Annotated in this window: 28 protein-coding genes and 1 other annotated feature; of the genes, 11 read left to right on the forward strand and 17 right to left on the reverse strand. The window is 41.6% G+C overall.

Annotation, left to right across the window (positions count from 1 at the left end):
• Nucleotides 1–107: 107 nt before the first annotated feature.
• The 5 genes from ACFOZY_RS13975 to hemE form a co-directional block, all read right to left on the reverse strand.
• The gene (locus ACFOZY_RS13975; protein WP_378156571.1) at nt 108–1,082 is read right to left on the reverse strand and encodes a DUF4179 domain-containing protein; all 975 of its coding nucleotides are present in this window, start codon (nt 1,080–1,082) and stop codon (nt 108–110) included.
• A 1-nt stretch (nt 1,083) separates the two neighbouring features.
• The gene (locus tag ACFOZY_RS13980; protein ID WP_378156573.1) at nt 1,084–1,623 is read right to left on the reverse strand and encodes a sigma-70 family RNA polymerase sigma factor; all 540 of its coding nucleotides are present in this window, start codon (nt 1,621–1,623) and stop codon (nt 1,084–1,086) included.
• Between the two features lie 214 nt (nt 1,624–1,837).
• Nucleotides 1,838–3,250, reverse strand: a complete 1,413-nt coding sequence (gene hemY / locus ACFOZY_RS13985; protein WP_378156575.1) for a protoporphyrinogen oxidase — start codon at nt 3,248–3,250, stop codon at nt 1,838–1,840.
• Between the two features lie 25 nt (nt 3,251–3,275).
• Complete coding sequence (hemH, locus tag ACFOZY_RS13990; RefSeq protein ID WP_378156577.1) at nt 3,276–4,205, reverse strand: ferrochelatase; 930 nt, start codon at nt 4,203–4,205, stop codon at nt 3,276–3,278.
• Nucleotides 4,206–4,227: 22 nt separating this feature from the next.
• A complete protein-coding gene (gene hemE, locus ACFOZY_RS13995) occupies nt 4,228–5,271 on the reverse strand; it encodes a uroporphyrinogen decarboxylase (protein WP_378156580.1) in 1,044 nt (347 codons plus the stop codon).
• 202 nt (nt 5,272–5,473) lie between these two features.
• Between hemE and ACFOZY_RS14000 the strand changes: the two genes are divergently transcribed.
• The 4 genes from ACFOZY_RS14000 (at nt 5,474) to ACFOZY_RS14015 (ending at nt 9,061) form a co-directional block, all read left to right on the forward strand.
• Nucleotides 5,474–5,992 carry an antibiotic biosynthesis monooxygenase family protein gene (locus ACFOZY_RS14000; protein ID WP_378156582.1) on the forward strand — a complete coding sequence of 173 codons (519 nt, stop codon included), beginning with the start codon at nt 5,474–5,476 and terminating at the stop codon, nt 5,990–5,992.
• A gap of 9 nt (nt 5,993–6,001) precedes the next feature.
• Nucleotides 6,002–6,145, forward strand: coding sequence for a hypothetical protein (locus tag ACFOZY_RS14005; protein ID WP_378156584.1), 144 nt, complete (start codon nt 6,002–6,004; stop codon nt 6,143–6,145).
• Nucleotides 6,146–6,305: 160 nt separating this feature from the next.
• Nucleotides 6,306–7,478 carry a M20 family metallopeptidase gene (locus tag ACFOZY_RS14010; RefSeq protein WP_378156586.1) on the forward strand — a complete coding sequence of 391 codons (1,173 nt, stop codon included), beginning with the start codon at nt 6,306–6,308 and terminating at the stop codon, nt 7,476–7,478.
• A gap of 54 nt (nt 7,479–7,532) precedes the next feature.
• Nucleotides 7,533–7,781: a binding site (T-box leader), on the forward strand.
• A gap of 41 nt (nt 7,782–7,822) precedes the next feature.
• Nucleotides 7,823–9,061: an MFS transporter gene (locus ACFOZY_RS14015; RefSeq protein WP_378156588.1), complete on the forward strand. Its 1,239-nt coding sequence runs from the start codon at nt 7,823–7,825 to the stop codon at nt 9,059–9,061.
• A 54-nt stretch (nt 9,062–9,115) separates the two neighbouring features.
• On the opposite strand, the gene ACFOZY_RS14020 is transcribed toward ACFOZY_RS14015, so the two are convergent.
• The 3 genes from ACFOZY_RS14020 to ACFOZY_RS14030 all read right to left on the reverse strand — a co-directional run bounded on the left by ACFOZY_RS14020 (nt 9,116) and on the right by ACFOZY_RS14030 (nt 11,599).
• Complete coding sequence (locus ACFOZY_RS14020) at nt 9,116–9,571, reverse strand: DUF2269 family protein (RefSeq protein ID WP_378156590.1); 456 nt, start codon at nt 9,569–9,571, stop codon at nt 9,116–9,118.
• A 101-nt stretch (nt 9,572–9,672) separates the two neighbouring features.
• Complete coding sequence (locus ACFOZY_RS14025; protein ID WP_378156592.1) at nt 9,673–10,866, reverse strand: ABC transporter permease; 1,194 nt, start codon at nt 10,864–10,866, stop codon at nt 9,673–9,675.
• A complete protein-coding gene (locus ACFOZY_RS14030; protein ID WP_378156817.1) occupies nt 10,859–11,599 on the reverse strand; it encodes an ABC transporter ATP-binding protein in 741 nt (246 codons plus the stop codon). Before ACFOZY_RS14030 ends, ACFOZY_RS14025 begins: the two co-directional genes overlap by 8 nt.
• 123 nt (nt 11,600–11,722) lie before the next feature.
• Here ACFOZY_RS14030 and ACFOZY_RS14035 point away from each other — a divergent pair, with 123 nt between their 5' ends.
• From ACFOZY_RS14035 to ACFOZY_RS14055, 5 genes are all read left to right on the forward strand, one after another.
• On the forward strand, nt 11,723–12,148 hold the full coding sequence (locus ACFOZY_RS14035; protein ID WP_378156594.1) for an HIT family protein: 426 nt from the start codon (nt 11,723–11,725) through the stop codon (nt 12,146–12,148).
• Between the two features lie 116 nt (nt 12,149–12,264).
• Nucleotides 12,265–12,789, forward strand: coding sequence for a tryptophan transporter (locus ACFOZY_RS14040; RefSeq protein WP_378156596.1), 525 nt, complete (start codon nt 12,265–12,267; stop codon nt 12,787–12,789).
• 149 nt (nt 12,790–12,938) lie between these two features.
• The gene (locus ACFOZY_RS14045; protein WP_378156597.1) at nt 12,939–13,301 is read left to right on the forward strand and encodes a YtxH domain-containing protein; all 363 of its coding nucleotides are present in this window, start codon (nt 12,939–12,941) and stop codon (nt 13,299–13,301) included.
• Between the two features lie 134 nt (nt 13,302–13,435).
• Entirely contained in the window at nt 13,436–13,984 is a 549-nt protein-coding gene (locus ACFOZY_RS14050) for an HTH-type transcriptional regulator Hpr (protein ID WP_378156819.1), read from the forward strand.
• 115 nt (nt 13,985–14,099) lie between these two features.
• Entirely contained in the window at nt 14,100–14,642 is a 543-nt protein-coding gene (locus ACFOZY_RS14055) for a DUF3267 domain-containing protein (protein ID WP_378156599.1), read from the forward strand.
• A 290-nt stretch (nt 14,643–14,932) separates the two neighbouring features.
• Here the strand turns inward: ACFOZY_RS14055 and ACFOZY_RS14060 are convergent, their stop codons facing one another.
• A complete protein-coding gene (locus ACFOZY_RS14060; protein ID WP_378156601.1) occupies nt 14,933–15,028 on the reverse strand; it encodes a YjcZ family sporulation protein in 96 nt (31 codons plus the stop codon).
• Between the two features lie 137 nt (nt 15,029–15,165).
• Between ACFOZY_RS14060 and ACFOZY_RS14065 the strand changes: the two genes are divergently transcribed.
• Nucleotides 15,166–16,041, forward strand: a complete 876-nt coding sequence (locus ACFOZY_RS14065) for a peptidylprolyl isomerase (protein ID WP_378156604.1) — start codon at nt 15,166–15,168, stop codon at nt 16,039–16,041.
• A 245-nt stretch (nt 16,042–16,286) separates the two neighbouring features.
• Here ACFOZY_RS14065 and yhaM read toward each other — a convergent pair whose 3' ends face one another.
• The 7 genes from yhaM to ACFOZY_RS14100 form a co-directional block, all read right to left on the reverse strand.
• On the reverse strand, nt 16,287–17,225 hold the full coding sequence (gene yhaM / locus ACFOZY_RS14070; protein WP_378156606.1) for a 3'-5' exoribonuclease YhaM: 939 nt from the start codon (nt 17,223–17,225) through the stop codon (nt 16,287–16,289).
• Complete coding sequence (locus ACFOZY_RS14075; RefSeq protein ID WP_378156608.1) at nt 17,222–20,092, reverse strand: ATP-binding protein; 2,871 nt, start codon at nt 20,090–20,092, stop codon at nt 17,222–17,224. The genes yhaM and ACFOZY_RS14075 overlap by 4 nt, the downstream gene beginning before the upstream one ends.
• A gap of 5 nt (nt 20,093–20,097) precedes the next feature.
• Entirely contained in the window at nt 20,098–21,318 is a 1,221-nt protein-coding gene (locus ACFOZY_RS14080) for a metallophosphoesterase family protein (protein WP_378156610.1), read from the reverse strand.
• A 494-nt stretch (nt 21,319–21,812) separates the two neighbouring features.
• Nucleotides 21,813–23,072: an ABC transporter permease gene (locus tag ACFOZY_RS14085; protein WP_378156612.1), complete on the reverse strand. Its 1,260-nt coding sequence runs from the start codon at nt 23,070–23,072 to the stop codon at nt 21,813–21,815.
• Nucleotides 23,065–23,964: an ABC transporter ATP-binding protein gene (locus ACFOZY_RS14090; protein WP_378156614.1), complete on the reverse strand. Its 900-nt coding sequence runs from the start codon at nt 23,962–23,964 to the stop codon at nt 23,065–23,067. Before ACFOZY_RS14090 ends, ACFOZY_RS14085 begins: the two co-directional genes overlap by 8 nt.
• A 59-nt stretch (nt 23,965–24,023) precedes the next feature.
• The gene (locus ACFOZY_RS14095) at nt 24,024–24,332 is read right to left on the reverse strand and encodes a DUF2178 domain-containing protein (RefSeq protein ID WP_378156616.1); all 309 of its coding nucleotides are present in this window, start codon (nt 24,330–24,332) and stop codon (nt 24,024–24,026) included.
• Nucleotide 24,333: 1 nt separating this feature from the next.
• Nucleotides 24,334–24,534, reverse strand: coding sequence for a helix-turn-helix transcriptional regulator (locus ACFOZY_RS14100; RefSeq protein ID WP_378156618.1), 201 nt, complete (start codon nt 24,532–24,534; stop codon nt 24,334–24,336).
• Nucleotides 24,535–24,694: 160 nt separating this feature from the next.
• Between ACFOZY_RS14100 and ACFOZY_RS14105 the strand changes: the two genes are divergently transcribed.
• Nucleotides 24,695–24,880: a YhzD family protein gene (locus ACFOZY_RS14105; protein WP_378156621.1), complete on the forward strand. Its 186-nt coding sequence runs from the start codon at nt 24,695–24,697 to the stop codon at nt 24,878–24,880.
• 40 nt (nt 24,881–24,920) lie between these two features.
• On the opposite strand, the gene ACFOZY_RS14110 is transcribed toward ACFOZY_RS14105, so the two are convergent.
• Nucleotides 24,921–25,370, reverse strand: coding sequence for an NUDIX hydrolase (locus tag ACFOZY_RS14110; protein ID WP_378156623.1), 450 nt, complete (start codon nt 25,368–25,370; stop codon nt 24,921–24,923).
• Between the last annotated feature and the right edge of the window lie 11 nt (nt 25,371–25,381).

Below are 25,381 nucleotides of genomic sequence, written 5' to 3' on the forward strand. Positions count from 1 at the left end.
TCGAAGTGCCTTTTTCATTTCATTTATATAGTTGGTAATATATACAATCTTACAATGCCGAAATCCGTTTACGGCAATTCCGGAGGTTTTCCTACTGCTTGTTCAATTTATTTAATTGGGATGGGTGTTTGGATTAACGGTTGGTCTTCCCAATCAAAAGCTACTAAGAAATAGTCAGTGTTTTCCTGCAAGGTAACTCCATTAAAACGGGCATAAGAAACTTCTCCTACTTCGTTTGAATTATAAGAGGTTGAATGGATATCCAATTCTTCTTCAGATTGGATGGCAAAACGGATATCTTCTCTTTTGCTTTGTGACAAATCATAGTAGATTGTCGTAGATATAGGAGTTGACACTACTTTTTGAATCGTTACCTGATCTCCAGTAGTTAATTCCACTGTTTGTTTGAGGTCGACTATTTTTCTTTCTTTTAACATTTGCGCTTGTGATACTTCCACATGGAATGTCCACGGCTGTTCAACTTTCTCTCGTTCCCACATGTCGTAACTGATCTCCAAATTAACGAATTCTGTTTCAACCGATTGACTTAAGTCAATATCGTTGTAAATCGTAAACATCGACGAATTTAATTCGATGGATTGGCTACCGGTTGTCACTGCGTAGTCTTCCCCATTGATTTTCACCGTTGGCTGAATAGTTGTTTGATAATCAAAGTCGACTCCCTCAGCTGGTTCGAATGTGGCACTTAATACCACTTGCCGATCATCTAACAAAACCTCGTTCAACGTTAATTTACCAAGAGCATTTTCAGCCGTTTCGCCTATTGGTGTTTTATAAGAAGAAAAATCAAGGTTTTCACCAGGATAATTATAATCCTCAATGATTCCACCAACAAATGGCATACTGGCAATAGTCCCTCTATCAATTAAAAAAGAAAAACTGAGAACTCCAACAGCTACGGCTGCAATACTGACTTGAATCCATTTTTTCCTTCGAGTCTTAAATGACGATTTTTTTCTGATCTTCTTTAAAATTCTTCGTTGTTCCATTTGGCTAAGTGGCACATTTTCAAATTCATTTACATCCATCTTCACGTTATTTAACTCTTTATAAACGGACATATTAGAACACCTCACTTTTATGTAAAATACTTTTCAATTTTTTACGTCCGCGTGAAAGTTTGTTATGTACCCACGACTCTCTGGCATTAAATTCGTTGGCAATCTCTTTTGAGGGAACACCCTCTACGTAATATTTTTCAAAAATCGCCCGTTCTACTTCAGGTAGTTCTTGGAGTATGTCCTCCATCGTCAATCTTTCATTATGTGAGTTGAATTGACGTGTTCGTCCATTTTTCTCTTCTAATTGACTAACTAACTGCCCGTCTTTTACTGACTTTCTTACATAATCAATCGCCTTGTACTTGGCAATCGCTGCAATCCATTGCTTAAATTCATTTTTTTCAGGATCATACGAATGAATATTAGACCAGATCGATAGAACGACATCTGCAAAACATTCCTCAATATCCTGCTGACTCCCGCGTAAATACTTTCGAATCATTGCATTGAGCAAACCACCATACTGTTGCAAAACAAAGGATAAAGCTTCTTCATTCTTTAACTTAATCTGCTGGACGACATTTTCCTCTTTTACAAACAATATCAACCCTCCTTCACTTAGTGCTTACACCTATTAATTCGTTTGAGTTAATCAAATCCTATCAGTTCAATAATAAAACCGATAGAAAATTTCTATCGGTAAATAATTTTGCCGTTCATTTCACCAAGAGATTTTTTGAACGAACCTGATAAAAAGTAAAACAGCCCCGATCTACGCATCGAGGCTGTTTTACTTTTCTTGTCATGCTATTCATCTATTGAAACAAATCATCCAACACTTCACGAACCGCTTTCTTACCCGAATTCACACAATCAGGCAAGCCGATTCCTTCATACGATGCACCTGCAAGCTTCACCATCGGGAATGCTTCCTCGATCTCATGGAAACTCTTCTCGATCCGTTGCTTGTGGCCCACTGTATATTGGTGCATGGATTTCTTCCATCTCGATACCATCGTAAATTCAGGTTCTCCGTCAATCTCGATGATTTTCCGGAGATCGTCTAACACTATTTTCTCAATCTCTTTATCTGACAAATCCACAATGGCCTCGTCACCTTCGCGCCCTACATAGCTCCGAAGAAGGACCTTCCCTTCCGGCGTTGTAGTTGGCCACTTTCTATGGGTCCAAGTGCAAGCTGTAATGGCGAAATCGCTATTACGTGAGACGACAAAGCCGGTACCGTCGTCTTCTTGCTTCACCTGGTCTGCAGGGAATGCCATTGCCACGGTTGCTACGGTAGCTGAAGGCATCTCCTTCAACTGAGTCAGCAATCCGTATGGTTCAAACAATTCACTCACAACATGGTGTGGAGTCGCAAAAATGACAGCATCAGCAATCACACTCTGCCCATTATTGAAAATTAAGTTGACTTGATCTTCTTCTTTTTCAATCCGCTCAACTTTGACACCTTTCAGCACAGAGCCCGGCGCTAATTTCGATTCAATGGCTTCCACCAGTGATTCTAAACCATTTCGGAGTGTCTGGAACTGTCCCTTTACTTTGCCGGTAGGTGCTGGTGAAGTTGGACGTTTTGCAGCATTCTTACGTGTACCCAAGATTAGGCTCCGGTACTTTTGCTCCGTCTCATAGAACTGAGGATATGTGGATTGTAAGCTCAATTTGTCCAAGTCCCCAGCATATATTCCGGAAAGTAGCGGTTCCATCAAGTTTTCGACGACTTCATTGCCAAGTCTGCGCCTGAAGAACTGACCCAATGACTGATCGCCTTTTACATTCGAGCGAGGCAGCACCAAGTCTTCAAGTGCTCGAACCTTGCCACTTAACGAAAATAAGCCTGAGGAGAAAAAGTTATTTAATTCTGTTGGAATCCCCATAACCGAACCTTTCGGAATTGGATGAAGTCGATCTTCCAAAAGAACAAAGGATTGTCCAGTTGAATTGTTTACAAGCTGGTCTGCAATTCCTACGTCCTGAGCCAGTTCTCCTATACTCTTTTTCCTCTCAAGGAATGAATCCGGACCACGTTCGATGATGAATCCGTCTTTCCGGACCGTCTGAATTTTCCCGCCGAGACGGTGTGTGGATTCCACAAGGAGAACATCCAACGGATATCCCTTTTCTTTTGCTTCCTTTTGCAAGTAGAATGCAGACGAAAGCCCTGTAATCCCGCCACCGACGACGACAACTTTTTTAGTGTCTTCCACGTTCATCATCACTTTCTTAAGTTAGTTATCCACGGATTTTGTTCAAAACGACGTCAGCCATCGCATCGATGAACAACGGATTATCATTCGGCATAGCCGGACGGTAGTAGTTCGCGCCTACTTCTTCACATACTGTTTTACACTCATAGTCATTGTCATACAATACTTCCAAGTGTTCTGCAACGAAACCAACTGGTGTGTATACAAAAGAGCGGTACCCTTTTTCGTTGTAAAGATCACGTGTCAAATCCTGTACGTCTGGCCCTAACCAAGGCTCGGGCGTTTGACCGGCACTTTGCCAACCGACTTCATAGTTTTCGACTCCAGCTGCTTCCGCAATCATTTTTGCAGATTCAACTAATTGGTCTTCGTATGGATCGCCTGCTACTTTAATCTTTTCAGGAAGCGAGTGAGCAGATACGATCAAACAAGCTTTGCTTCGTTCTTCTTCAGACATCGCATCGAATGTTTCTTTGATCTTCTCAGCCCAGTATTGAACGAATTTCGGTTCTTTGTACCAACTTTCCACTGATACAAATCTCGGTCCTCCAGCCTTTTCCGCTGTCTCCAATACACGTCCGTTGTAAGATTTGATTGAGAAAGTTGAGAAGTGAGGCGCAAGTACGATCGAGACAGCTTCTTCGATGCCATCTTTATGCATTTGTTCCACTGCATCCTCAATGAAAGGCTCGATGTGCTTTAAGCCGATATACAACTTGAATTCCACTTCATCCTGAACTTCATTCAAACGGTCACGAAGTGCTTCTGCCTGGTTTTGCGTAATTTTAGCAAGAGGAGAAATCCCGCCAATTGCTTGGTAACGGCTCTTCAAGTCTTCTAAATGCTCTTCGCTCGGTTTGCGGCCGTGGCGGATATGTGTGTAATAGCGTTCAATATCTTCTTCTTTGTACGGCGTGCCATATGCCATCACAAGAAGTCCCATGGTTTTTTTCATCAGATTCACCTCTGTCAGTTAATTAGGCTTTTTGCTTTGCGCTATATTCATGAATAAATGCTGTTAAACGTTTCAAAGTATCAGGATTTACATCCGGGAATACACCATGTCCTAAATTGAATATATGACCTCCGCTATGTGCAAGTCCTTGATCGATAATTTCTTTCGCACGCGCTTCAAGTACTGACCAATCTGCAAGCAATAATGTTGGATCCAAATTCCCTTGAACTGGTTTTGTAATACCCATTTTCCCTGCTTCTGCAATCGGTAATCTCCAGTCAAGACCAACTACGTCAACCGGAAGGTCATGCCAGTCCTTTGCAAGATGGCTTGCTCCCACGCCGAACTGGATAAGAGGTACACCTTCACCTCTTAGAACAGTAAAAATTCGAGTCATGACTGGTTTGATGTATTGACGGTAATCAGCTACATTCAATGCTCCTACCCAAGAATCGAAAATTTGGATTGCTTTTGCTCCTGCCGCAATTTGCGCTCTAATATCGACGATGATCATATCAGCCAATTTGTCCATCAGCTTGTACCATGCTTCCGGCTCGGAAACCATGAACGATTTCGTCTTTGCATAGTTCTTTGAAGGACCGCCTTCAATCATGTAAGAAGCAAGCGTAAATGGGGCACCCGCGAAACCGATCAGTGGAACATTCAATTGTTCAGTTGTTAAAAGTTTAATTGTTTCCAATACGAACGGAACATGCTCTTCCGGATGGAATTCACCCAAATTCTCGATGTCCGCAACTGAGCGGATCGGATTTGAAATGACAGGTCCCACGCCATTTTTAATCTTTACGTCGATACCCATTCCTGGTAGTGGAGTTACAATGTCCTTATACAAAATTGCGGCATCCACATTGTAATTTTCCACTGGCAAACGCGATACGTAAGCACATAATTCCGGTTGGTGCGTAATCTCTTCAAGTGAATATTTTTCTTTTATTTCCCTGTATTCCGGTTGTGACCGTCCCGCCTGACGCATATACCACACAGGTGTGTGCGAAGTCTTTTCTCCACGGGCAGCCCGCAGGAGCGTGTCGTTAAAATTAGTCATAATCAGAAAGCCTACTTTCTACATTATAATAGTCCAATATCTATACTCGTTCCCAATATAGACGTTCTGAACAATATTGTATAGATTTGAGGGTCAAATGTCATAAATTTGCCCTTAAGTTACGCCATCATTTAGACACGAGTTGTTTTATGAGAGAAAATTAGGGATATTATTAATAAAGAGGATCGAGGAGGTATTAGGGATGAATTTTTATATTACTACTGGCACGATGACATTCATGAAATCAATCGTAGAAAAAAACAAAAATGAATCAATTATAATGGCTCATGGTCAAGGGACTACCATCTTGTTTCACGAGACCGAAAAGAAATCACTTTTTGCGTCACCTCGACGTTATGAGGTCATCGCTTCTTCCGGACAGCTGGCACCAAAAGGTTATTTTGCATTAAATCACGTACCTGTGACCGATGAAGGAGCACCTATTTTTGAGCACCGTTTTGCATCCAGAGCAAATTCTGTTGACAACGAATACGGTTTTATTGCCTTCCGTTTGCTGCGGCCCATCGGCTTCAATACATATATTGTCTTGACGCAGTGGACTGACAGTGGGGCCTATAACCGTTGGAAAAACTCTTCTGCCTTTGCACATGCCCATAAGCAGGAGCCGGAAGTAGTCGAAAAACTGAACATTTATTCAAGCGCTTCTTACGTTTCGACCTATAAAACTGAGAAGGATGACGAGGAAGAAGAGCAGAATTGATCATTTTTGATGAGGATTCGGTTACTACCGATTATCTTACGTTTACTACCGATTCTGGATCGTTTACTACCGATTTTCACTTATTTACTACCGATTATGAATAAAACCTCAAATAGATTTACTGATTTACATTTCCCATTGGAGAAACTTTAATAGTACGTCCATTAAAGCAAAACGCGATTGTGTTTTGCTTTTTTCTGTTTATTAATCGCCGGCTTTACCTCACTCTTTAGTTTTAGCTACTATTCTTAATTTTTGTGAAATATAATAATAGTATCAGTTCTAATCAACAAGTTGAACAGGAGGCGTCGTAGTGGAACAATTATTCGAGAAATTAAAAGCGAACTATGATGAAATGGTTTCGATCAGAAGATATCTACATATGCATCCGGAATTATCCTTCCAGGAGACGGAAACGGGAAAATACATAAAAGGGTTCTACGAAGCGCTTGGCATACCGTATGAAGGAAATATTGGCGGAATGAACGGCGTTGTGGCTCGTGTGAAAGGTGCTAAACCCGGCAAGACGGTGGCACTGCGAGCAGACTTTGACGCACTACCGATCCAAGAAGAAAATGAAGTTCCTTATAAATCGACTGTACCAGGCGTCATGCATGCATGCGGACATGATGCTCATACCGCTACTTTGCTTGTATTAGCTAAGGTCCTAAATGAAATAAAAGATCAGCTCTCAGGGGAATATGTCATGATTCATCAGCCTGCTGAGGAATACGCACCAGGTGGCGCCAAGCCAATGATTGATGCAGGCGTGTTAGAAGGAGTAGACGTCATCTTCGGCACACATTTATGGTCGACAACCCCTTTCAGCACGATTGAATACCGGGTCGGCCCAATGATGGCCGCTCCCGATCGGTTTGAAATCACAATCCAGGGAAAAGGCGGACATGGGGCCATGCCTGAACAGACGAAAGATGCAGTCGTGATCGGTTCACAACTCGTTACCAACCTTCAACAGATTGTCTCCCGTAGAGTCAGTGCGGCCGATACTGCTGTTGTCACAGTCGCATCCTTTATAGCCGACAACGCATTCAATGTTATTGCGGATGATGCTAAAATGACTGGTACAGTCCGTACTTTTAAGGAAGAAGTTCAGGGGAAAATCAAAAATGAAATGGAAAGAATTATTGAAGGAACCTGTATCGCTGCAGATGCTACCTACCAATTTGACTATCAATACGGTTACCCCCCACTGGTTAACCATGAAAAGGAAACACTCCTTGTCAAAGAACTTGCTGCGACCATCCCGGGAGTTACGGAAGTTCGGGAAGCCCCTCTTGTAATGGCTGGTGAGGATTTTTCATATTACCTACAAAACGTTCCCGGTACTTACTTCTTTACGGGTGCAAAACCGGAAGGAGAAGCTTATCCACATCACCATCCAAAGTTTACTATCGATGAGCGTGCAATGCTGATCGCAGCAAAAACGTTAGGATCTGCAGCCATTAACTATCAACATGTAGAATGAAAATAATGGTTGCTAATTGATAAGGCGTTTCTTATAATTCAATATAATCTAAATTTAAATGCGATGATGAGAAGAGTAGAATGACTCCTTTTCTTGAACAGAGAGCCCCGGCAGCTGAAAAGGGGTAAGAGAAGATTGTTCGAACCAAGCCTCTGAGCAGTACATCGGATCACTAGTGATGATGTAACGGGAGCTCCTGTTATAGAGCAAAGGTATACGCATTTTCCGCTGTACCGGATAAGGTTAATAGATCCAGTCTATTAACAAAATGGTGTGGCACCACGATGAATAATCGTCTCCAGGATACTAATCCTGGGGACTTTTTTTATTTTAAGGAGGAATTGATGATGAATAGTAGGTTAATGATTTGGAAATACCCAGCCCTCTTGCTTACCGGAATAGGAATCGCGAATATCGGTGCTTGGATATATTTAATTGCCTTGAACCTGATCATCCTGGACATGACTGAATCCCCTCTTGCAGTGACAGTCCTTTATGTCCTTAAACCGTTTGCCTCCCTTTTGACGAATTTTTGGGCGGGAAGCTTAATCGATCGATTGAACCAACGCAATTTAATGGTCCTGTTAGATCTTTTCAGAGCAGCTTTCATCGCATGTTTGCCGTTCTTCACCTCACTTTGGCTAATCTATTCTGTTGTATTGATTATAAATATGGGAAGTTCAATCTTCGGCCCTACATCTATGACCTACATGACAAAATTGGTACCGGAAGAACAGCGTCAGCGATTCAATTCCCTCAGAAGTTTGATTCATTCAGGTGCATTTGTTTTAGGACCTGCAGTAGCCGGACTCTTATTCGTCGTCGGTTCACCACTTTTTGCACTCTACATAAATGCAATGGCTTTACTATTTTCAGGACTGATTACGCTGTTGTTGCCATCTCTGAATGAACTACGTTCCGAACACTCTGTTAAAAACAAGAAACTTTCTCTTTCAACCATTCAAGCAGACTGGGCGATTGTCTTGAAATTCAGTAAAGGCAGTCTGTTTGTAGTAAGCGTCTATTCATTGTTCTCAACCATCATGTTGTTAACGGGTTCCGTCGATTCCCTTGAAGCGTCCTTTGCTAAAGTAGTCCTCTCCCTTTCTAACGATGAATATGGTTTTTTAGTAAGTATAGCCGGAGCAGGTTTTGTAATAGGGTCAGTAATTAATACATTATTCTCCACCTTTCTTAAGGTGCCTTTCCTGCTATCATTCGGTACGCTATTCCTTTCGGCCGGCTATATCATTTACTCTTTGTCTCACAGTTTCACTTTAGCTGCCATCGGGTTTTTCACCTTATCATTCGCCTTGTCATTTGCCAACACCGGCTTTTACACTTTCTATCAAAACCATATTCCAGTAGAAATCATGGGCAGGGTCAGCAGCGTTTTCGGCTTGTTCGAAGCCATTTTGGCCATCGTTGCAACTGTATTGTTCGGAGTTTTTGCAGAGCTTCTTTCTATTAAAACCGTCGTAATTTTCGGGACATTACTAATGTTCTTGATTTCCCTCCTATTGTGCAGCGTCTTGCCTTCTGAAAAAAGGACAAATATTGTTCCCACAAGGGAAAACACGTAAAAAGAATGACACAAGGACAGATTTTCTGTTCTCGTGCCACCCTTTTTCAATTAACTAAAACGGTTTTAAAATCATTAGAGCAATAACTAATATGAATAGAAGATTGATCACATGTTCATATTGAGTAAGTTTTCTTTGCTGTAAAAAATACTGAGCCGGAATCTCTTCACCGGAATGTTCTTTTAACATCTGTTTAATCGGAGTTGAAATCGGCTTCAATACAAAGGGACCCATAGCCAATGCGGCCAAGTAAAGTCCGAGGCTCAGCCAGTACCAGCCCGTGCCGAATAAATACGGATTAAGGAATCCCATTAGTAAACCGGTTACGAGCAGTAGTGTACCGCCAACCATTACAAAAATATGGACACGGTTCTTGATTGCATACGCATTCCGAAGTTCTGTCATAGTCTTAGCCGATTTTGGTATTGAATTCAAAATAAAACCCGGCCCCATTCCCATAATCGCTGAAAAGATATGAATGAAGACTAAAACCGAATAGAAGGTGGACATTGGATATCAGTCCTTTTTTATTTCATTATAATCCTTTTCCTCTGCTAAAATTGTGCCAAAATGACGAACAGCCACGGGAACTCCTCGTGGCTGGGTTGTATTTATTTACTTAAGCGCAAAGTAGCTTCCGAAATAATAATGACGATGACTGGTAAAAGCCAAACGCTATTGCCATATGCCGGCTGTGCAAATGAAACAATCAATAGAATGATTGCCGATAGCCATTGGACACCTCTAACTATCTTCAATACAGCCTTCCGTCTTGTAGATTCACTGATTGGGTATAACATGTCCATCCGGAATGTCGATTCAGCTCCCAAAGCAATTTTCAATTGAAGCGTTGCAGCAAAAGCCAAGGCACCTGAGAAGATGACTGCCACAATTGGAATAGGAATGAAGACAGCCCCTAATGCGGAAAGGAACGTTAACCTTACCCACAAGTAAAACGTTTCATCGGTACGAATGAAGGTCCTGATCACCAAATACGTTTGAGTATTCTTTTGTCCGTAAGAAATGAACGAGTATAGGAAATTCAGCCACCCTCTTCTGCGGATACTTCCTCTTAAATGCGGGACATCCGTGAAATAGTTGGCAAAACGGTAAAACCGGAGCATCCTGTTCTGTTCAACCTTGATGAAATGTTCAAACGGAAACGGATTCTTCCCCCTTCTACCCATCCAAACATACGCATAGAAGATAATCGGCAAAGCAATCATGACAAGTAGAAGCCATGCTTCGATCAATAAGAAATAAAGAGCAGCGGCCGACAGGAGAAAACGGATGACACGATCTCCCCATACGCCATGCCCGTCATTCACCCATCGGAATGAAAAATCGGTGTGGACGTTCCACCATTTCAATACAAAGATGGCAACGAAAAAGATGAATAAGGAAATTCCTCTTGTCCCTTCAACGGTGTTTAATAAAGGAACGGCAACGATGCCTGCAATGACTGACAAAAATACTTGTGAAGACATCGTCCAGGAAAGTGATCGCTGCAAGTATTCCATCAGCTTCGTTTCAAGCGGCAGGAAGTAAACGATATCCGCTTCCTTCAGTAACGTAACTGGACCTCCCATAGTAAGAAGCAATCCAATTACAACTGAAACTAAAAGCGCTGCCGGAAACGTATCTGGCACCACCTTTAGCCACTCACTGTAAGAGTAGCCGCCTGCCCCAATGACAAATAAAATGACAATGGCCAAATGTCCGGTAAATACATATTTCAAATAACGCTGCTGCTCCATCATATAGTGCTGGAACCGCTTGGTCCAAATATCGCGGAGACTATTCATCGTCCTGCTCCTTTGTCATAGCGATGTATAGGTCATCCAAGGACGCTCCAGGCATGTTGAAAGCTGCTCTTAAGTCGTTCATATTTCCTTGAGCACGAATCTTGCCATTATTCAATAGTAGTATTCGATCACAGTATCTCTCGGCAGTAGAAAGTATGTGGGTGGACATCAGCACAGAAGCCCCTTCCTCTTTCTTCTCTTTCATCTGATCTAATAATGATTGAATACCAAGCGGATCTAATCCGACGAACGGTTCATCAATAATGTAAAGGGATGGATTTACTAAAAAGGCACACATGATCATCACTTTCTGGCGCATACCTTTTGAAAAGTGAGATGGGAACCAATTTAGCCGCTTCTCCATTCTAAATTCCTTTAATAAGTCAGCGGACCGGGCTTCAAAGGTTTCACGTTCTAACCCATAAGCCATTGCGGTCAGTTCCAAATGTTCACGAAGCGTCAGTTCATCGTAAAGTATAGGGGTTTCAGGGATGTAGGTGAAAGAAGATCGGTACGTTTCCGGTTGTTCACTGAATGACACACCGTTCACGCGGATCTCACCTTTCATCGGTTCCATTAATCCGATAATATGCTTAATCGTCGTACTTTTTCCTGCACCGTTCAATCCGATCAGCCCTACTAATTCTCCCGGGCCGATGGAAAAATGCAAATCATGGAGCACCGGCTTTCTCGTATACCCGCCAGTGACGCCTTCTACAGTTAATACTTCCATTTCTGCCACCTCAATTCTCCTTTTATTTTAGCAAATAGTCTACGACTTTTCTTCAACTATCCTACAAGCCACTACTAAGAAAATATGATAAACTATGGGCAATATATGAAAGGAAGTGTCGGTATGCACGATTGTATTTTTTGTAAGATTATCGATGGGGATATTCCAAGCGCTAAAATCTATGAGGATGAGCATGTCTATGCCTTTATGGATATTATGCCGCTGACAAAAGGCCATACCCTGATCATTCCGAAAAATCATAAAGAGAATGTCTATGATCTTTCTTCAGAAGAAGCTGGACAATTATTCTCTGTTGCACCGAAAATTGCAAATGTATTAAAGGAGACGTTCCATCCCGCGGGAATGAACCTTTTACAAAATAATGGCGCACCTGCTGGTCAAAGCGTGTTCCACTTCCACATGCACTTCATCCCACGCTATGACCAAACTGACGGTTTAAAGTTAACTTGGAATACGAAAGAGCGTGAATACACTCCTGAACGAATCTCAGAGATCGCGGCTGAAATTCGTGAAAAGTTAGAAAATTAACTTCTTGCTTTCTATGTAATTTACCTGTAAAATGACATATAAGTTTTTCGCTGTCGGTCACGAGGACACGTCAGGAGAAACCAAAAAAATCGAGCATAGTCGAGGAGAGATGAGAAATGAATACGAAGAATTTAGTGTTGATGGCACTCTTAGTGGGTGTCGGGGCAGCTCTTTATGTTGCCATTCCGGGATATAACGGAGGAATGAAACCCGATTTCATGTTGACCATGATGTTTGTGGGAATCCTTTTATTCCCTGATAAGAAGAGCGTGTTTTTACTGGCAGTGTCCACCGGAGTTATTTCAGGCTTGTTTTCAACGTTCCCAAGCGGTTTCATTCCGAATATCGTGGATAAGTTTGTAACGGCCTATGCATTCTATGGACTTTTGTTAGTATTGAAGAGTTTAAGTAAAAAACTTCCTGTTGCAGCAGTATTAGCCGCGATTGGGACATTAATCTCCGGAACTGTTTTCTTATCTGTAGCGATTTTCCTAATCGGAGTCGATATGCCATTCTTACTCTTATTCACAACAGTGGTATTACCTGCTGTTGCGATCAATGTGGTGGCATTTGTCATCATTTATCCGATTATTACCGGGATTGTCAAACGTTCTAAATTTGAAACAGCCTTATCCCATTAAAATAACAGATCCAACGCAGGACAGCGATTGTCCTGCGTTTTTTATTTTCAAAAACATTTTCATAGATGATTGTCGTGAAATGACATCCATGTTTTAATGAAGATAATGAAAGGAATACTATCTATATATAGGAAGGGGAGAATTTGTTTATGAAAGCTTCAACTTTTTTCATCGGTTTAGCCGCGGGAGCAACAGCTGGCGCCCTAACCGCCCTTTTTTCCACACCGAAATCCGGGTCTGAATTGCGGATGACTGTTAAAAATGCTTCAACTGACTGGAAGGAAAAATTTGTAGACGTAAAAGACCAAGTTGCAAATTTAAAAGATTCCATCTCTGGATTAACAAAAGAATCGAAAGAACAGATTCCAGAGGTTGTGGATGGAGTAAAAGTTTCCTTACAAACATGGAAAGATGAAACAGTTCCGATCCAAAATCGCCTACAGGATGAGATTTCTGCCATTCAGCAATCGCTTGATCAATTAGAGCAAGCAATGGCCCAAGTCCGAAAGTGAGGAAGACTGTCGACTCCAGGCAGTCTTTTCTTTTGGGTCCAAAAAGTTTCTAAAATTCAAACTTTTAACTTTATTACTTTATTGCTATAATGTCAGTATATCAGGTTTGGAAATGAGGGGTAAAATTGGGAGAAATGAAGTACACAACAAAAGAGGCCATGATTTATAGCCAACGAATTGCCCAGTTATCAAAAGCACTTTGGAAAGCGGTGGAAAGAGACTGGCAAACATGGATCAAACCGTATGATTTGAATATCAACGAACATCACATTCTGTGGATTGCCTATCATATGAAAGGTGCCACCATCTCTGACGTTGCTAAATTTGGGGTAATGCACGTTTCAACTGCCTTTAACTTCTCTAAGAAGTTGGAAGAACGCGGGCTTCTAAAGTTTTCTAAAAGAGATGATGACAAACGCAATACGTACGTGGAAGTGACGGAAATAGGGGAATCGTTACTTGACGATATGAATGATCACTACTTAGATACGAAACATGCCGCTTTAGATAGTTCGTTGCCGCTAAAGGATATTTATGGTCGCTTTCCAGAATTCATGGAATTAATGGCCGTCATCCGCAATATATATGGTGATGACTTTATGGAAATTTTCGAAAAGGGTTTCCGAAACTTGGACCAGTCATTGAAAGAGGACGAAGAAGTCGCTTATACGGAAATTGATTGAACCCGAAAATGAAAACGCTATCTTATTTGTAATATAAATAGGGTTGATTTTTACATCAAAAAGTCGTATTGTATGTATCGCATCCAAACAAGAATAATAGGAGCTGCATACAATCATGAACTGTTGGAAGACAATCAACGTCAAAAAACAATACGGCTTTGAGCGGATCTTTCTTTTATCGTCCATTGCTTTTTTAACTGTTTTTACAGTTTTTCATATCATTATGGGAATGGTTGATGCGGTTCCTTATTCAGACCGCCTGTTTCCATTATTTACTGCTGTATTCTTTTTGATTTATCCAATCCATAAATCGCTTCATTTCATTCCTTTAATCCGCTATCGTGAACACGTGGATTTTTCTGTGAAGAAGCTATTTATCTACGTTCCTGTTCTTTCCCTATTCGTGAGAGAACCTGTACCGAAATTCAATTTTGTTTTATCGCTTCTAATGCCGTTTGTCGTGCTGAATACGGCACTTTTGGCTGGAGCTTATATATTGCCTGCCTTTGCACATTATTTCAGCATCCTGCTCGCTTTCCATTGCGGGCTTTGCCTAATTGATTTAATCTATGTAAAGCATTTAGTGCGTTCCCCGAAAACGAGTTTAGTAGAGGAAACGGCACATGGCTATGAAATCTTGATTCCTCCATCTGAGTAAAAAAGGGATTCTCTTTTTCTCCGACTTTTGATATGCTTGTGAGGAGCCATGAGGGGAGGAACAACTTTGATCATCACGGTTGTGGTAATTTTTTCAATACTTTATCTGTTTCAAATAAATCGGATGACGTACGCACTATGCCTTTCCAGGGAAATCCCCGAAGAGAAGCAACCTAAAATTTTCCGTACAATCAACGTACTCATTACGATTTTACTCATATCGTTTTTTATAGAGGTTCTATATACAGTATAAAAGTCCATTCGCCCCTTCGGGCGAATGGACTTTCTATTTTAGTACAAGTAAGCTGCGCCAACAATGATGAGTAGAATGAACAAAACAACAATCAACGCAAAACCACTTGCGTAACCACCGTATCCTCCGCTCATTACTGACACCCCCTCTCTCTTTTTTATCCTATGCACAAACAAAAAGGCTTTGTAGGCAAATGGACGGGGAACCATTTTGTTTTTAATTCGTTTATGGTATAGTAACAACTGTCAAATAATAGTTAGGAGAGACATGCATGAAAAAATCAGTATTAGCTTTTACACTTGCTGCTTCCGTCCTTGCCCTCTCCGCGTGCAGCGGAAATGGCTCAGATGACGTTGTAGTTAAATCTAAAGCCGGCGATATTACAAAAGACGAACTTTATCAGGAAATGAAATCTTCTGTTGGTAAACAAGCACTACAAATGTTGATCATTGAAGATGTCCTTGCTTCTAAATATGAAGTAACAGATAAAGAAGTTGATGAGCAATTCAATAAAATGAAAGAACAATACGGCGAAAGCTTTGAACAATACTTAGCAAGCCAAGGCCATACAGAGAAGAGCTTGAAAAACACAATCAGGATGAATACTCTTCAAGAAAAGGCTTTGCTTGAAGATGTAGAAGTAACAGACGAAGAAGTGAAGACGTACATTGAAAACTCCAAAAAAGAAGTAAATGCACGCCACATCTTAGTTGAAGACGAAGCAACTGCAAAAGAAGTGAAGGACAAGCTTAACAGTGGCGGAGACTTCGCTGATTTGGCAAAAGAGTACTCCACTGATCCAGGTTCTGCTGAAAACGGCGGGTCAGTTGACTGGTTTGGCGTCGATGCCCAAATGGTACCTGAATTCATCGATACAGCATTTTCACTCGAGAAGAATGAAATCAGTGAACCTGTAAAATCTCAATACGGTTACCATATCATTCAAGTAACTGATATCCGGGATGTGGAATCAGAATTGGACTTCGAAAAAGACAAGGAAGAAATCCGTAAAGAATTAGCTTATAAAAAAGCTGACCAAACTGCATTCTTAGAAAAAGTAAGAAAAATGATTGAAGATGCAGATGTAAAGATTGAAGACAAAGATTTGAAAGACGCTTTGGATTCCATCATGAATGCGCAAGCTTAATGCATGTTAAAAGACGATCCTGTAAACAGGGTCGTCTTTTTTTGGTGCTTCATCGATTTAGCTCATCAGTACGGGTCCATCTGGGGCATGTTCGTCATTTTAATCAGCATTAACTTTCTCATTTTCAACATTAACCTTCTCTTTTCCAGTATTATCATCCCCCAATCATCTTAGAAGCAACGATGCCATTCAAAAAGGGAAGCACATTGGCTTCCCTTTTCAAACTACTATTCTCATTTTATTCATCACTCAAATGTAGGCTTATAGAAGGAACGGTTCTCCAATGGGAATAGCCGCTCTGTGAATTCGCCAGGCTGTGTTTTGCCCAATGCCCGATTCAGCATATTCATCTTCGCATCAATGTTATCAATATAATGTAAGATTTCCGCTTCTCGCAGCATCGGCCGTTTCGGACTTCCCCACTCTTCTTTGCCATGATGGCTTAAGACCATATGTTGCAGAAGAAGTACTTCCTCCCCATCGATTTGCAATTCATCGGCTGTTTTAGCAATTTCATTCACCATGATGGTGATATGGCCTAATAAGTTTCCTTCGAGTGTATACGTAGTCGCTACTGGTCCTGAAAGTTCCACCACTTTTCCGATGTCGTGAAGGATGATTCCAGCGTATAACAGATCCTTGTTTAAAGTCGGATAGAGTTCACAGAGGGCTTTACCCAATTTCAGCATCGAGACGACGTGATCCAATAGGCCGGATACGTAATCATGATGATTTTTAGTAGCGGCAGGAAACGTCATAATTTGAGGCTGATGCACTTTCAAAAGGTGTCGCGTTATGCGCTGGATTTTCGGATTTTTCATTTCAAAGAAGTATTGTGTTAACTCTTCATATAGTTCTTCTTTGCTTTTCTCGGCTGATGGAAGCAAATCAGAAATCGAGACATTTTCATCCTCTTTTGCCGGACGGATGCTCTTAATGCGTAACTGGTTTTTGCCGCGGTAATTTTGGATTTCTCCTCCAACTTTCACGATTGCCTCTGGCGGATACAGCTTTTCATGTTCATCGTTCGTATCCCAGAGTTTCGCTTCAATATCCCCGCTTTTGTCCTGCAAGATTAGCGTCATGAACGGACTGCCTGTCGTTGTGAACGCCTTTGTAGATTGTTTGATTAGTAGAAACTGATCGACCGGTTCTCCGACCGAGATTTGTGTAATTCCCTTCATATGGAAATGGCCCCTTTCTCACGATTCACTATGATTACCGTCGCATCTTCCCAAACCTTTGTCATGTCATCATGGCAGGTGAAATATAGGAACTGATGATGCTGCATTTCCGACATCAATTTTACCATTTGGTGAAGTCTTCCGCGATCGAAATGGACAAATGGATCATCCATAATGATTGGAAATGGTGCGCTGCTTTGGAGTGATTCCGCTAAAGCAAAACGAAGTGAAATATATGCCTGTTCCTTTGTCGCCTGACTTAGTTCTGCAATCGAGTATCTCATACCGTCAGTGGAAACAGCCTCAAACAATCCTTTGTCATTGACTTCCATGGACGTGTACTTGTTTTCTGTTAGTCTTCCAAAGTAAAATTGAGCCCTATTCAAGACAGCAGGCAACTTGTTCTCTTTCAGATTGCGCAGCATGCGGCTGATCGCCTCAGAGACACTCTTATATACGGACCACTTCTTCGCCATTTCAGCTACTTCCGCCTTCTTCATCTCAAATTCCTGAAGTCTAACAGCATACGATTCATCATTCAGCAAAACAGTTGTTAAATGATTTAAACGAACCTTTTCTTCTTGAAGCAGATCTTGCCGCCGTTTAATGGCATGAAGTCGTTCCTCATTCTCTTCAAACATAGAAACTACTTCTTCTCTGCCGGCTTTAAGTTCTACATCAATCAGCCCAATCGCTTTAATTTGGGCGTCAAGCTGCATAGCCTCGCGTTGGAGGTCCTCTTTTTCCTTATGTTTTTGGAAAGCTTCATAGAACTGTTCAACGGAGTCAACTTTTGCTTCTTTTACTAACTGGTTCTGTTCTTCTAACAGGGCCGAATAAGCGCGTTCTTTCTCCTCCAATAAAACCTGTTTAGCAGAATGATCCGCTTCAGTCTGATCCATTCTCGTTTTCACCTTTAACCGCTCGGAATAATGTTTTCGGATTGCCCCATATAGTTCTTCTTCTAAAAGGAAGTCCGTATTCAGAACCGATAAAGACTCCTCATAACGGCGTTCAATCCTTCCTCTACTATTACGTAACTCTTGCTCACTTTCCATCAACTCAAAGCGAATCGATTGAAGATCTCTCATCATCTTAAAGATTTCCGGAAGCAAGGAAATCGAAGGTGTCCTTTCCAGTCCAAGCCTCTCAGCAAATGCTCCGATTTCATCCTCTATGACCGTTAGTTCCCGTTCAGCTTCGATTCGATCACTCGAGAGAGATGTCAACTTCCGCTGGATTTGTTCCAAATCTGAGGAGATTCTCTCTTTCTCATCGGTAGACTTTGCCCACTTGATATGCAAACGGTCAAGTTCCTCTTCTTTGCCGGCATAACGATGGACAAGGGACTCCATTTCCTTTACTTTCTCATCCTTTCCCTTCTGTTTAGATGATGAATAAAGAATTATGGAAACAATGAGGATTCCGATTGAAATAAAGACGACCGGCCAATTCGAAGTTATTCCTCCAAAAAGTGCTCCTGCCACAGTGAGTATCATTAGAAGTATGTATGGCTTAGCTGTGGTTTCGCTTGTACCTTTGGATAGCGCTAAATATGCTTTCGCTTCACTTAGTTTTCGTTGGATGCTTGGCCATTTAGCTGCACTTTCCACTTCTTCTTCGGATAATGTATTAACACGCTGAAGAGATAAGATAACCTCTTTTCGTTCCGATTCCTTCTCTTCTTCTTGACGTTGCAGGAAACGGATTCGTTCCTCTACTTGTTTATATTCTGTTACAAGTGAATGCAACATTTCTTCTCGTGAAAGAGATAGATCTGCATCTGAAATTAGTATGGATTCAGAAAGTCCGAGTTCCGATAGGAGTCGATTTTCATCGGCTTTTAGTCTTCTTATTAGTGTGTTTAGCTCTTTTTCGGAAGAACGCCATTGATGCCATTCACTTTCTCTTGTGAGTAAATCCTGCAGGTTCTCAAGTTCCTTTGTTATAGCCGATTGATCAAAGTCTTCTTGCTTGCTATTCAATTCTTCCTTCAACTGATGAATCACTGTTTTAATATCGATGATTCTACTCTCAAGCGACTCCATTCGTCGAATGCCATTTGCCGGAAAAGAGATGTCTTGGAATCGACTTAGTTGAATTTGAACCACTCTCTGTTGTTCTAACAAAGGAGCAGCCTGACGGAAAAGAGATAAATCGGTTTGATCTTTTCGAAGTTCCTCTTCCTCTTGCAGCAACGCTTCAAGTTCCCTTTCAAGCTCTGATAAACGTTGGACGGATGGCGCGTATTGCTCCATCTGTTGACGTGCTTCCTTTAAATTACGCTCCAATTCCCGGAGTTCCTCAAACGCTTTGTTCATTTCGGGTTTTCTGCCTGAGGGTTTGAAAAGATTCTCCATTTCCTTCTGCATTCGTTTTTCGAGGTCAGCTAATGTATCCACACCCGTTGTACCCGATGCCAGAAGAGTACGGCTCAACTCCATCTCATCCATCTTTTCAAAACCTTGAAGTTGCAGTAACGAGAAAGAGAATATCGATTCAAACGATTGCCGGTCATATTGGTGCAAAATCATTTGGAGCTCTTCCTCTCCCCCACGCGTCCCGTCTTCAAAGTAGAGAGTCACATCGCCCGATGCTTTGCCTTTTACGCGTTCAATAACCACTGCTCCGTATGACTTGGTATCTATATGTACTTGTCCACCATATTTGATACCGGATTTTGGTTCGTACCTAAGGAGCTGCTGATTCTTCGTAGGAAAACCGAAAAGAATATGAAGAATAAATTGCTGGATGGTCGTCTTCCCAGCTTCATTAAGACCATATAAGATATTGATGCCATCCGTGAATTCAATGGACAGATTTTCGTGTTTGCCAAATCCAAAAATATTCAATTTGCGGATGATCATTCTTCTCACTCCATTCCAGCCATTTCTTTCATTAGAATTGAAGAAGCTTTCCTTTTAATGTCTTCCAAATCCTGTTCATTCAATGGTTCCAAGTATCGGATGCCTTTCGTGTGCTGGTAGACATCGCTTACAACTTCTTTCCATTCCCCCATTGACCAATCATTCATCAGGTTGATCACCGAATGGGTTACTGCGTTTACTTCCTGCATCGCTATTACCCGTTCATCCACTTCAATAGATGACACCCAAACAAATGGTTCTTGTTCCTCTTCGGTTTCACGGATCAGCCGAAGCCATTCATCAATAGTAGAAGTATTCAGCATCTCACTAACTTCTGTACTGACCTCAGTTAACACTAAGTCACAGACGCCTGCCCCATTTAAAGAGCGGAACTTTTCAATTTCCTGACTGCAAGTTAGTAACAACTCATTAGCATGATGGATATCTTGGCATGACACATGGATTTCATCGAATACGATGGATGAGGCCGGGATAAATGACAGATCGGTTGACCCTTTCTCCAATGTTACATCATAGAATCCTTTAATTCCCCGTTCATTTCGGTGACGGCTTTGGAGGTTACCAGGATATACGATATACGGATCCCGATGAATAAATTGCCTCTTATGAATATGGCCAAGCGCCCAGTAGTCATACTGTTTCCCGACCAACTGCTCTTTCGTAAACGGAGCATATACTGCATGTGTACTGTCCCCGGCAATACTTCCATGTAAAAGACCAATATGGATGGCGTCGTTTCGTTCGGCAATTGGATATGTATCAATCATAGAAGTTGTCACATGCCGCTCCGGATAGCTAAAGCCGATTAAAAATACATCCTGCCCCCGAATTTGCAGATGTTGCTCCGTTACTTCATTGCCAAAGGTCCGTACATTCGGAGGTAAATCAAATCGTACCCACCTGCCACCTAAGTGGTCGTGGTTGCCATGACAAAGGAATACAGGGATTCCTGCCTTATTCAACTTCTCCATCCCGTCATGAAATCTTTGTTGGGCTCGGAGACTGCGATCTTCTCCGTCATACACATCTCCAGCGATCACGATAAAATCCGGTTGTTCCTTCAATGCATAACTGATTAAACGGTCAAATGCGTTGAATGTACTGTCCCGAAGTTCTTTTAACCGTTCTTTAGGCAATTCGGTCATACCTTTAAAAGGGCTGTCCAAGTGGAGATCAGCCGTATGTATAAAACGGATGGATGTCATCAGCGATTCCCCCGATCACGCGAATATTTGTTCTTATTTTACCACAACTTGCTATTACAATGCGAAACAATTAAGAGAATGAAAAATGGCAAAAAAATAAGCTCCATCAATGGATGGAGCTACTGCTTGAAACTGGAGCAATCGCTCCAGGCGGCTTTCTTATCCGTAGTCAATCGAAATACAGAACTTTACTGTATATTCTTGCTTTCCGTTCCGGCGCACGCTTTCCGCGGGGCATGGCTTGAGCCTCGGGCCGACAGGATGTCGGTTATGGATGCGTTGCCGCACGATGCGGCGCACTTAGAATCCCTTCCCCCTTTCGCCTGCGGGGTCTCAAGTCTCACGCTATTCCCGCAGGAGTCGGCGCCTGCACTTCAAGCAATAGTAGCGCTACAAAGGTTTAAGTACAAAGAGATTTCGTTTTACATTCCGAATACACTCTAACGAATATTATAGCTTGACTTTGTCTTCAGTGTAGCCTTATCCTGCCAACTTTACTCTTTCCCAAGCTGGACAGCTTTTTTAATGTCTTTCAGATTTCTTGACGGTCCATACATAAGGACTCCGCCTTTGTACACTTTCGCACCGAACCAGCCGAGTAAGAAGATCGTGACTAACAAAATAATAATCGACAAGATCGGCTCCCATATAGGCAAGTCAAGCATGCCAACCCGAAGGAACATGACCATCGGTGTGAAGAATGGGAAATAGGAAGTGTAAGTGACATATGCCGCTTCCGGATTTCCTAAGCCGGAGAACGCGATGAAGGCTGCAATGATAATAAGGAACGACATAGGAGCCAATAACTGCTGAACGTCCTCTGTACGGCTTACTAAGGATCCAAGCAAGGCTGCAAGCGTTGCATAAAGGAAATAACCTAACAGAAAGTAAACAATAGCATAGCCGATGGTTGACGGATTGACGTTAGAAAATCCGAAGACCGAGAAGAAACCTTCAGACATATCAGCTGCAGAAGTTTTAAGCGCGATATACCCGACAATCCCGAAAAGTGCCATCTGTAATAAACCAAGTGTTCCGATTCCCGCAATCTTTGCAAACATATGCTTGACCGGTGATACGCTGGATATTAATATTTCCATAACCCTGGATGACTTTTCTGTTGCCACTTCTGTTGCGATCATCATGGAATAGGCAAAAACCGCAAAATAGATCACAAAGATTAAAACGTATACGAGTCCCCTCGCCGTACTTAACTCCTCTTCTGTTTTGGAGTTTGGCGAAACGGCATTTTGCTCGAATTCAATCGGGGCAAATAATTGAGAAACCTGTTCTGCCGTTAACTGTAGTTGACTCGCTTGCAATGTGGTCTGAAGAGATTGTAACGCTTCTTGGAAGGCAAGCGGCTTTTCCATTTCACTTGCACTTTCCGATGTGTAAGAAGCATTGATTGTGCCTTCTTCATTCATCGCTAACACTAAGAAGCTATCAATCTTTGCTTCTTTGACTTTAGTCTTCAAAGCATCGTTGGATTCTTCCGTCTGTTCAATCTTGAAGTCCGCTTCTTGAACGGCAAGCTGCTGCTTCAGCGGTTCGAAAAGGGAACCTGTTTCGTCCGACACATAGACAATATCATCTCTATCGTTGCCGTCCATACTTTTAAATGTATCAATGATTGATGACATATTGGCCATTAAAAAGATGGCCGCAACCATAACACCCGTTGTAATGATGAAAGACTTAGTACCTAACTTCGTCATGAAAGATTGTTTAAAAATAATCCAGAAATCACGCATACTCTTTCCCCACCTTTTCAATGAAGATTTCTTGTAGTGACGGTTCTTCAATTGCAAAATAACGAATCGGTCCAATTTTTAACGCTTCATTCAGCAACTGATCTGCCATGCTTTCATCCGCAATTTGGAATATGCCGCCTTCCACTGTTTTTGTGTAGGAAGAGATGCCGCTAATATTGGCAAGAGTAGACAAATCCGAATCCGATTTAATTTGTACATTTTTCTTGCCGAATGAACGCTTTACATCACGTAAGGATCCCTGAACGATTGCCTCACCTTTATGCATGATGCTTAATTCCTCACAAAGTTCTTCAACATGATCCATACGATGACTTGAGAAAACGATTGTAACTCCCTCATTTTTCATATCTAAAATGGCGCTTTTCAACATCTCTACATTTACTGGATCCAATCCACTGAACGGTTCATCCAATATAAGCAATGACGGTCTATGTAATACAGCGGCAATAACTTGTATTTTTTGCTGATTTCCTTTAGAAAGTTCTTCTACACGCTTGTGCAGATTTTGCGGAACCTCGAACCGTTCTAACCATTTCTTCACTTCTGCCTTGGCATCAGATTTTTTCATGCCTCTGAGCTGTCCTAAAAAGATTAGCTGGTCTTCCACTTTCATCTTCGGGTAGAGTCCGCGTTCTTCCGGCAAGTACCCAATCTCAGGACTTGTAACGTACGAGATCGGTTTCCCCTTCCACGTAATAGTGCCCTGATTTGGTGTAAGCAAACCTAATATCATTCGGAATGAAGTCGTCTTTCCTGCACCATTTGCTCCAAGGAACCCATACATTCCGCCTTCTTCTACTGTCATATTCAAATCCTTAACTGCAGTAAAATCACCGAACCTCTTCGTTACATTTTCAAGCCTTAAAGTCATCCTAATTCCCCTTTCTCTTTCTTCTTTATACGAGCCTGCAAGTGAATTGTTTCAGAATTTTAGTACTTGGTAGAAGCATAGGCAGCACCAATCGCATAAGCCACCATACTAATGACATAAATTCCGCTCAGAATAAAGAAGGCTAAACTTGCACCTTCCACCACAATAATTACTCCCCAGCCAATGACAAGTGCCAGGACGGTTACACTCCAAGCAATCGCTTTTCCCCAATTATGGATTTGTTCATATCGTTCATCGTAACGGCGCTGCTTTTTCCCAATCCGATAATTGATATACATCACGAGTGAAGCAACCAGAACACCGGTTACTAATCCGCTTAACCCTGCTAACCAATTGAAATCTTCCATTTCACTCTTCCCCCTTGTAGATAAATACGTCCTCAATCGAGCAATTGAACAGCTTTGCAATTTTAAAAGCCAAGGTGATCGAAGGATTATACTTTCCTTTTTCCAAAGAGATGATGGTTTGTCTCGAGACATTCAAGCGTTCAGCCAACTCATCTTGAGTAAAATTGAATTCGGACCGTTTTTCTTTAATCTTGTTTTCCATCTTCGTTCACCACCAAAATGTCAAATAAGCTTTACGTAAAATAAACTTTACGTAAAGCTTACTTTACCACCTTTTCATTGTCAAGGCGGCTTTACATATTTTTTTCGAAGAATTTTTTGTATAATTAAAATTGTATAAAGGGTAAAGGGAGTGTGTTTACATGGGGACATATAAACTGACAGGTTATGAACAATCAGGAGAATTAGTATTTGAAGAATCGTTTACAGCCACAACCGACGACGAAGCGAAAGAAAAAGGAAGAGAGTTTTTAGAAAGTAAAGAATGGGGAGAAAAAACTCACCGCCTTGCTTCACCACTCGGTAAACTATTACTTTTCCATTCGTAATCGAAAAATCTGACAGACTTGGTCCGTCAGATTTTTTCTATTAAATGGACGCAGATAAGCGTTGAATCATTTCCTTGAGCTTGTGGCTGGTCCCTTTAGGCAAGCTATGAAGTGGAAAGAATCCAGCATCTATCGTTTCAGAGCTACAAAGATGAATGGATTCTTCAATGATGTCGCGAGTAAAGTAAGCAATGGTTACCGAATAGTATTCATCCCCATTGGGAAGTTTAGTGTAATGTTCCTTACCAGAAAACACATCAACCAATTTCACTTCTCCTATAATCACACCGGTTTCTTCTTTCACTTCCCGCCTTGCTGTCTCAGGAGCAGATTCCCCCAATTCCATGAATCCTCCAGGCAACCCCCATACACCATCGGTTCTTTTCTGAAGAAGAAGCTCGTTCTGTTTGTTTAATACAGCTACAGTTGCACCTACCAAAATGAGTGGACGATTGCCTACTTCAGCACGGATTTCCTCAATATATCCCATTAATGTCCTCC

Source organism: Chungangia koreensis, from assembly GCF_042651785.1.
In the GTDB taxonomy this organism is placed as follows: domain Bacteria; phylum Bacillota; class Bacilli; order Bacillales_A; family Planococcaceae; genus Chungangia; species Chungangia koreensis.

Excerpts from the sequence above, each read along its gene's own strand:
- ACFOZY_RS14090 (WP_378156614.1), bottom strand. The coding sequence starts at position 23,964 with ATGACTTTAAGGCTTGAAAATGTAACGAAGAGGTTCGGTGATTTTACT.
- ACFOZY_RS14080 (WP_378156610.1), bottom strand. The coding sequence starts at position 21,318 with ATGACATCCATCCGTTTTATACATACGGCTGATCTCCACTTGGACAGC.
- ACFOZY_RS14035 (WP_378156594.1), top strand. The coding sequence starts at position 11,723 with ATGCACGATTGTATTTTTTGTAAGATTATCGATGGGGATATTCCAAGC.
- ACFOZY_RS14025 (WP_378156592.1), bottom strand. The coding sequence starts at position 10,866 with ATGAATAGTCTCCGCGATATTTGGACCAAGCGGTTCCAGCACTATATG.
- ACFOZY_RS14050 (WP_378156819.1), top strand. The coding sequence starts at position 13,436 with ATGAAGTACACAACAAAAGAGGCCATGATTTATAGCCAACGAATTGCC.
- ACFOZY_RS14030 (WP_378156817.1), bottom strand. The coding sequence starts at position 11,599 with ATGGAAGTATTAACTGTAGAAGGCGTCACTGGCGGGTATACGAGAAAG.
- yhaM (WP_378156606.1), bottom strand. The coding sequence starts at position 17,225 with ATGAAGGGAATTACACAAATCTCGGTCGGAGAACCGGTCGATCAGTTT.
- ACFOZY_RS14040 (WP_378156596.1), top strand. The coding sequence starts at position 12,265 with ATGAATACGAAGAATTTAGTGTTGATGGCACTCTTAGTGGGTGTCGGG.
- ACFOZY_RS14015 (WP_378156588.1), top strand. The coding sequence starts at position 7,823 with ATGATGAATAGTAGGTTAATGATTTGGAAATACCCAGCCCTCTTGCTT.
- ACFOZY_RS14060 (WP_378156601.1), bottom strand. The coding sequence starts at position 15,028 with ATGAGCGGAGGATACGGTGGTTACGCAAGTGGTTTTGCGTTGATTGTT.
- ACFOZY_RS14045 (WP_378156597.1), top strand. The coding sequence starts at position 12,939 with ATGAAAGCTTCAACTTTTTTCATCGGTTTAGCCGCGGGAGCAACAGCT.
- ACFOZY_RS14105 (WP_378156621.1), top strand. The coding sequence starts at position 24,695 with ATGGGGACATATAAACTGACAGGTTATGAACAATCAGGAGAATTAGTA.
- ACFOZY_RS14095 (WP_378156616.1), bottom strand. The coding sequence starts at position 24,332 with ATGGAAGATTTCAATTGGTTAGCAGGGTTAAGCGGATTAGTAACCGGT.
- hemE (WP_378156580.1), bottom strand. The coding sequence starts at position 5,271 with ATGACTAATTTTAACGACACGCTCCTGCGGGCTGCCCGTGGAGAAAAG.
- hemH (WP_378156577.1), bottom strand. The coding sequence starts at position 4,205 with ATGAAAAAAACCATGGGACTTCTTGTGATGGCATATGGCACGCCGTAC.
- ACFOZY_RS14100 (WP_378156618.1), bottom strand. The coding sequence starts at position 24,534 with ATGGAAAACAAGATTAAAGAAAAACGGTCCGAATTCAATTTTACTCAA.
- ACFOZY_RS14055 (WP_378156599.1), top strand. The coding sequence starts at position 14,100 with ATGAACTGTTGGAAGACAATCAACGTCAAAAAACAATACGGCTTTGAG.
- ACFOZY_RS14110 (WP_378156623.1), bottom strand. The coding sequence starts at position 25,370 with ATGGGATATATTGAGGAAATCCGTGCTGAAGTAGGCAATCGTCCACTC.
- ACFOZY_RS14005 (WP_378156584.1), top strand. The coding sequence starts at position 6,002 with ATGAGGATTCGGTTACTACCGATTATCTTACGTTTACTACCGATTCTG.
- ACFOZY_RS13975 (WP_378156571.1), bottom strand. The coding sequence starts at position 1,082 with ATGTCCGTTTATAAAGAGTTAAATAACGTGAAGATGGATGTAAATGAA.
- ACFOZY_RS14065 (WP_378156604.1), top strand. The coding sequence starts at position 15,166 with ATGAAAAAATCAGTATTAGCTTTTACACTTGCTGCTTCCGTCCTTGCC.
- ACFOZY_RS14085 (WP_378156612.1), bottom strand. The coding sequence starts at position 23,072 with ATGCGTGATTTCTGGATTATTTTTAAACAATCTTTCATGACGAAGTTA.
- ACFOZY_RS14075 (WP_378156608.1), bottom strand. The coding sequence starts at position 20,092 with ATGATCATCCGCAAATTGAATATTTTTGGATTTGGCAAACACGAAAAT.
- ACFOZY_RS14000 (WP_378156582.1), top strand. The coding sequence starts at position 5,474 with ATGAATTTTTATATTACTACTGGCACGATGACATTCATGAAATCAATC.
- ACFOZY_RS14020 (WP_378156590.1), bottom strand. The coding sequence starts at position 9,571 with ATGTCCACCTTCTATTCGGTTTTAGTCTTCATTCATATCTTTTCAGCG.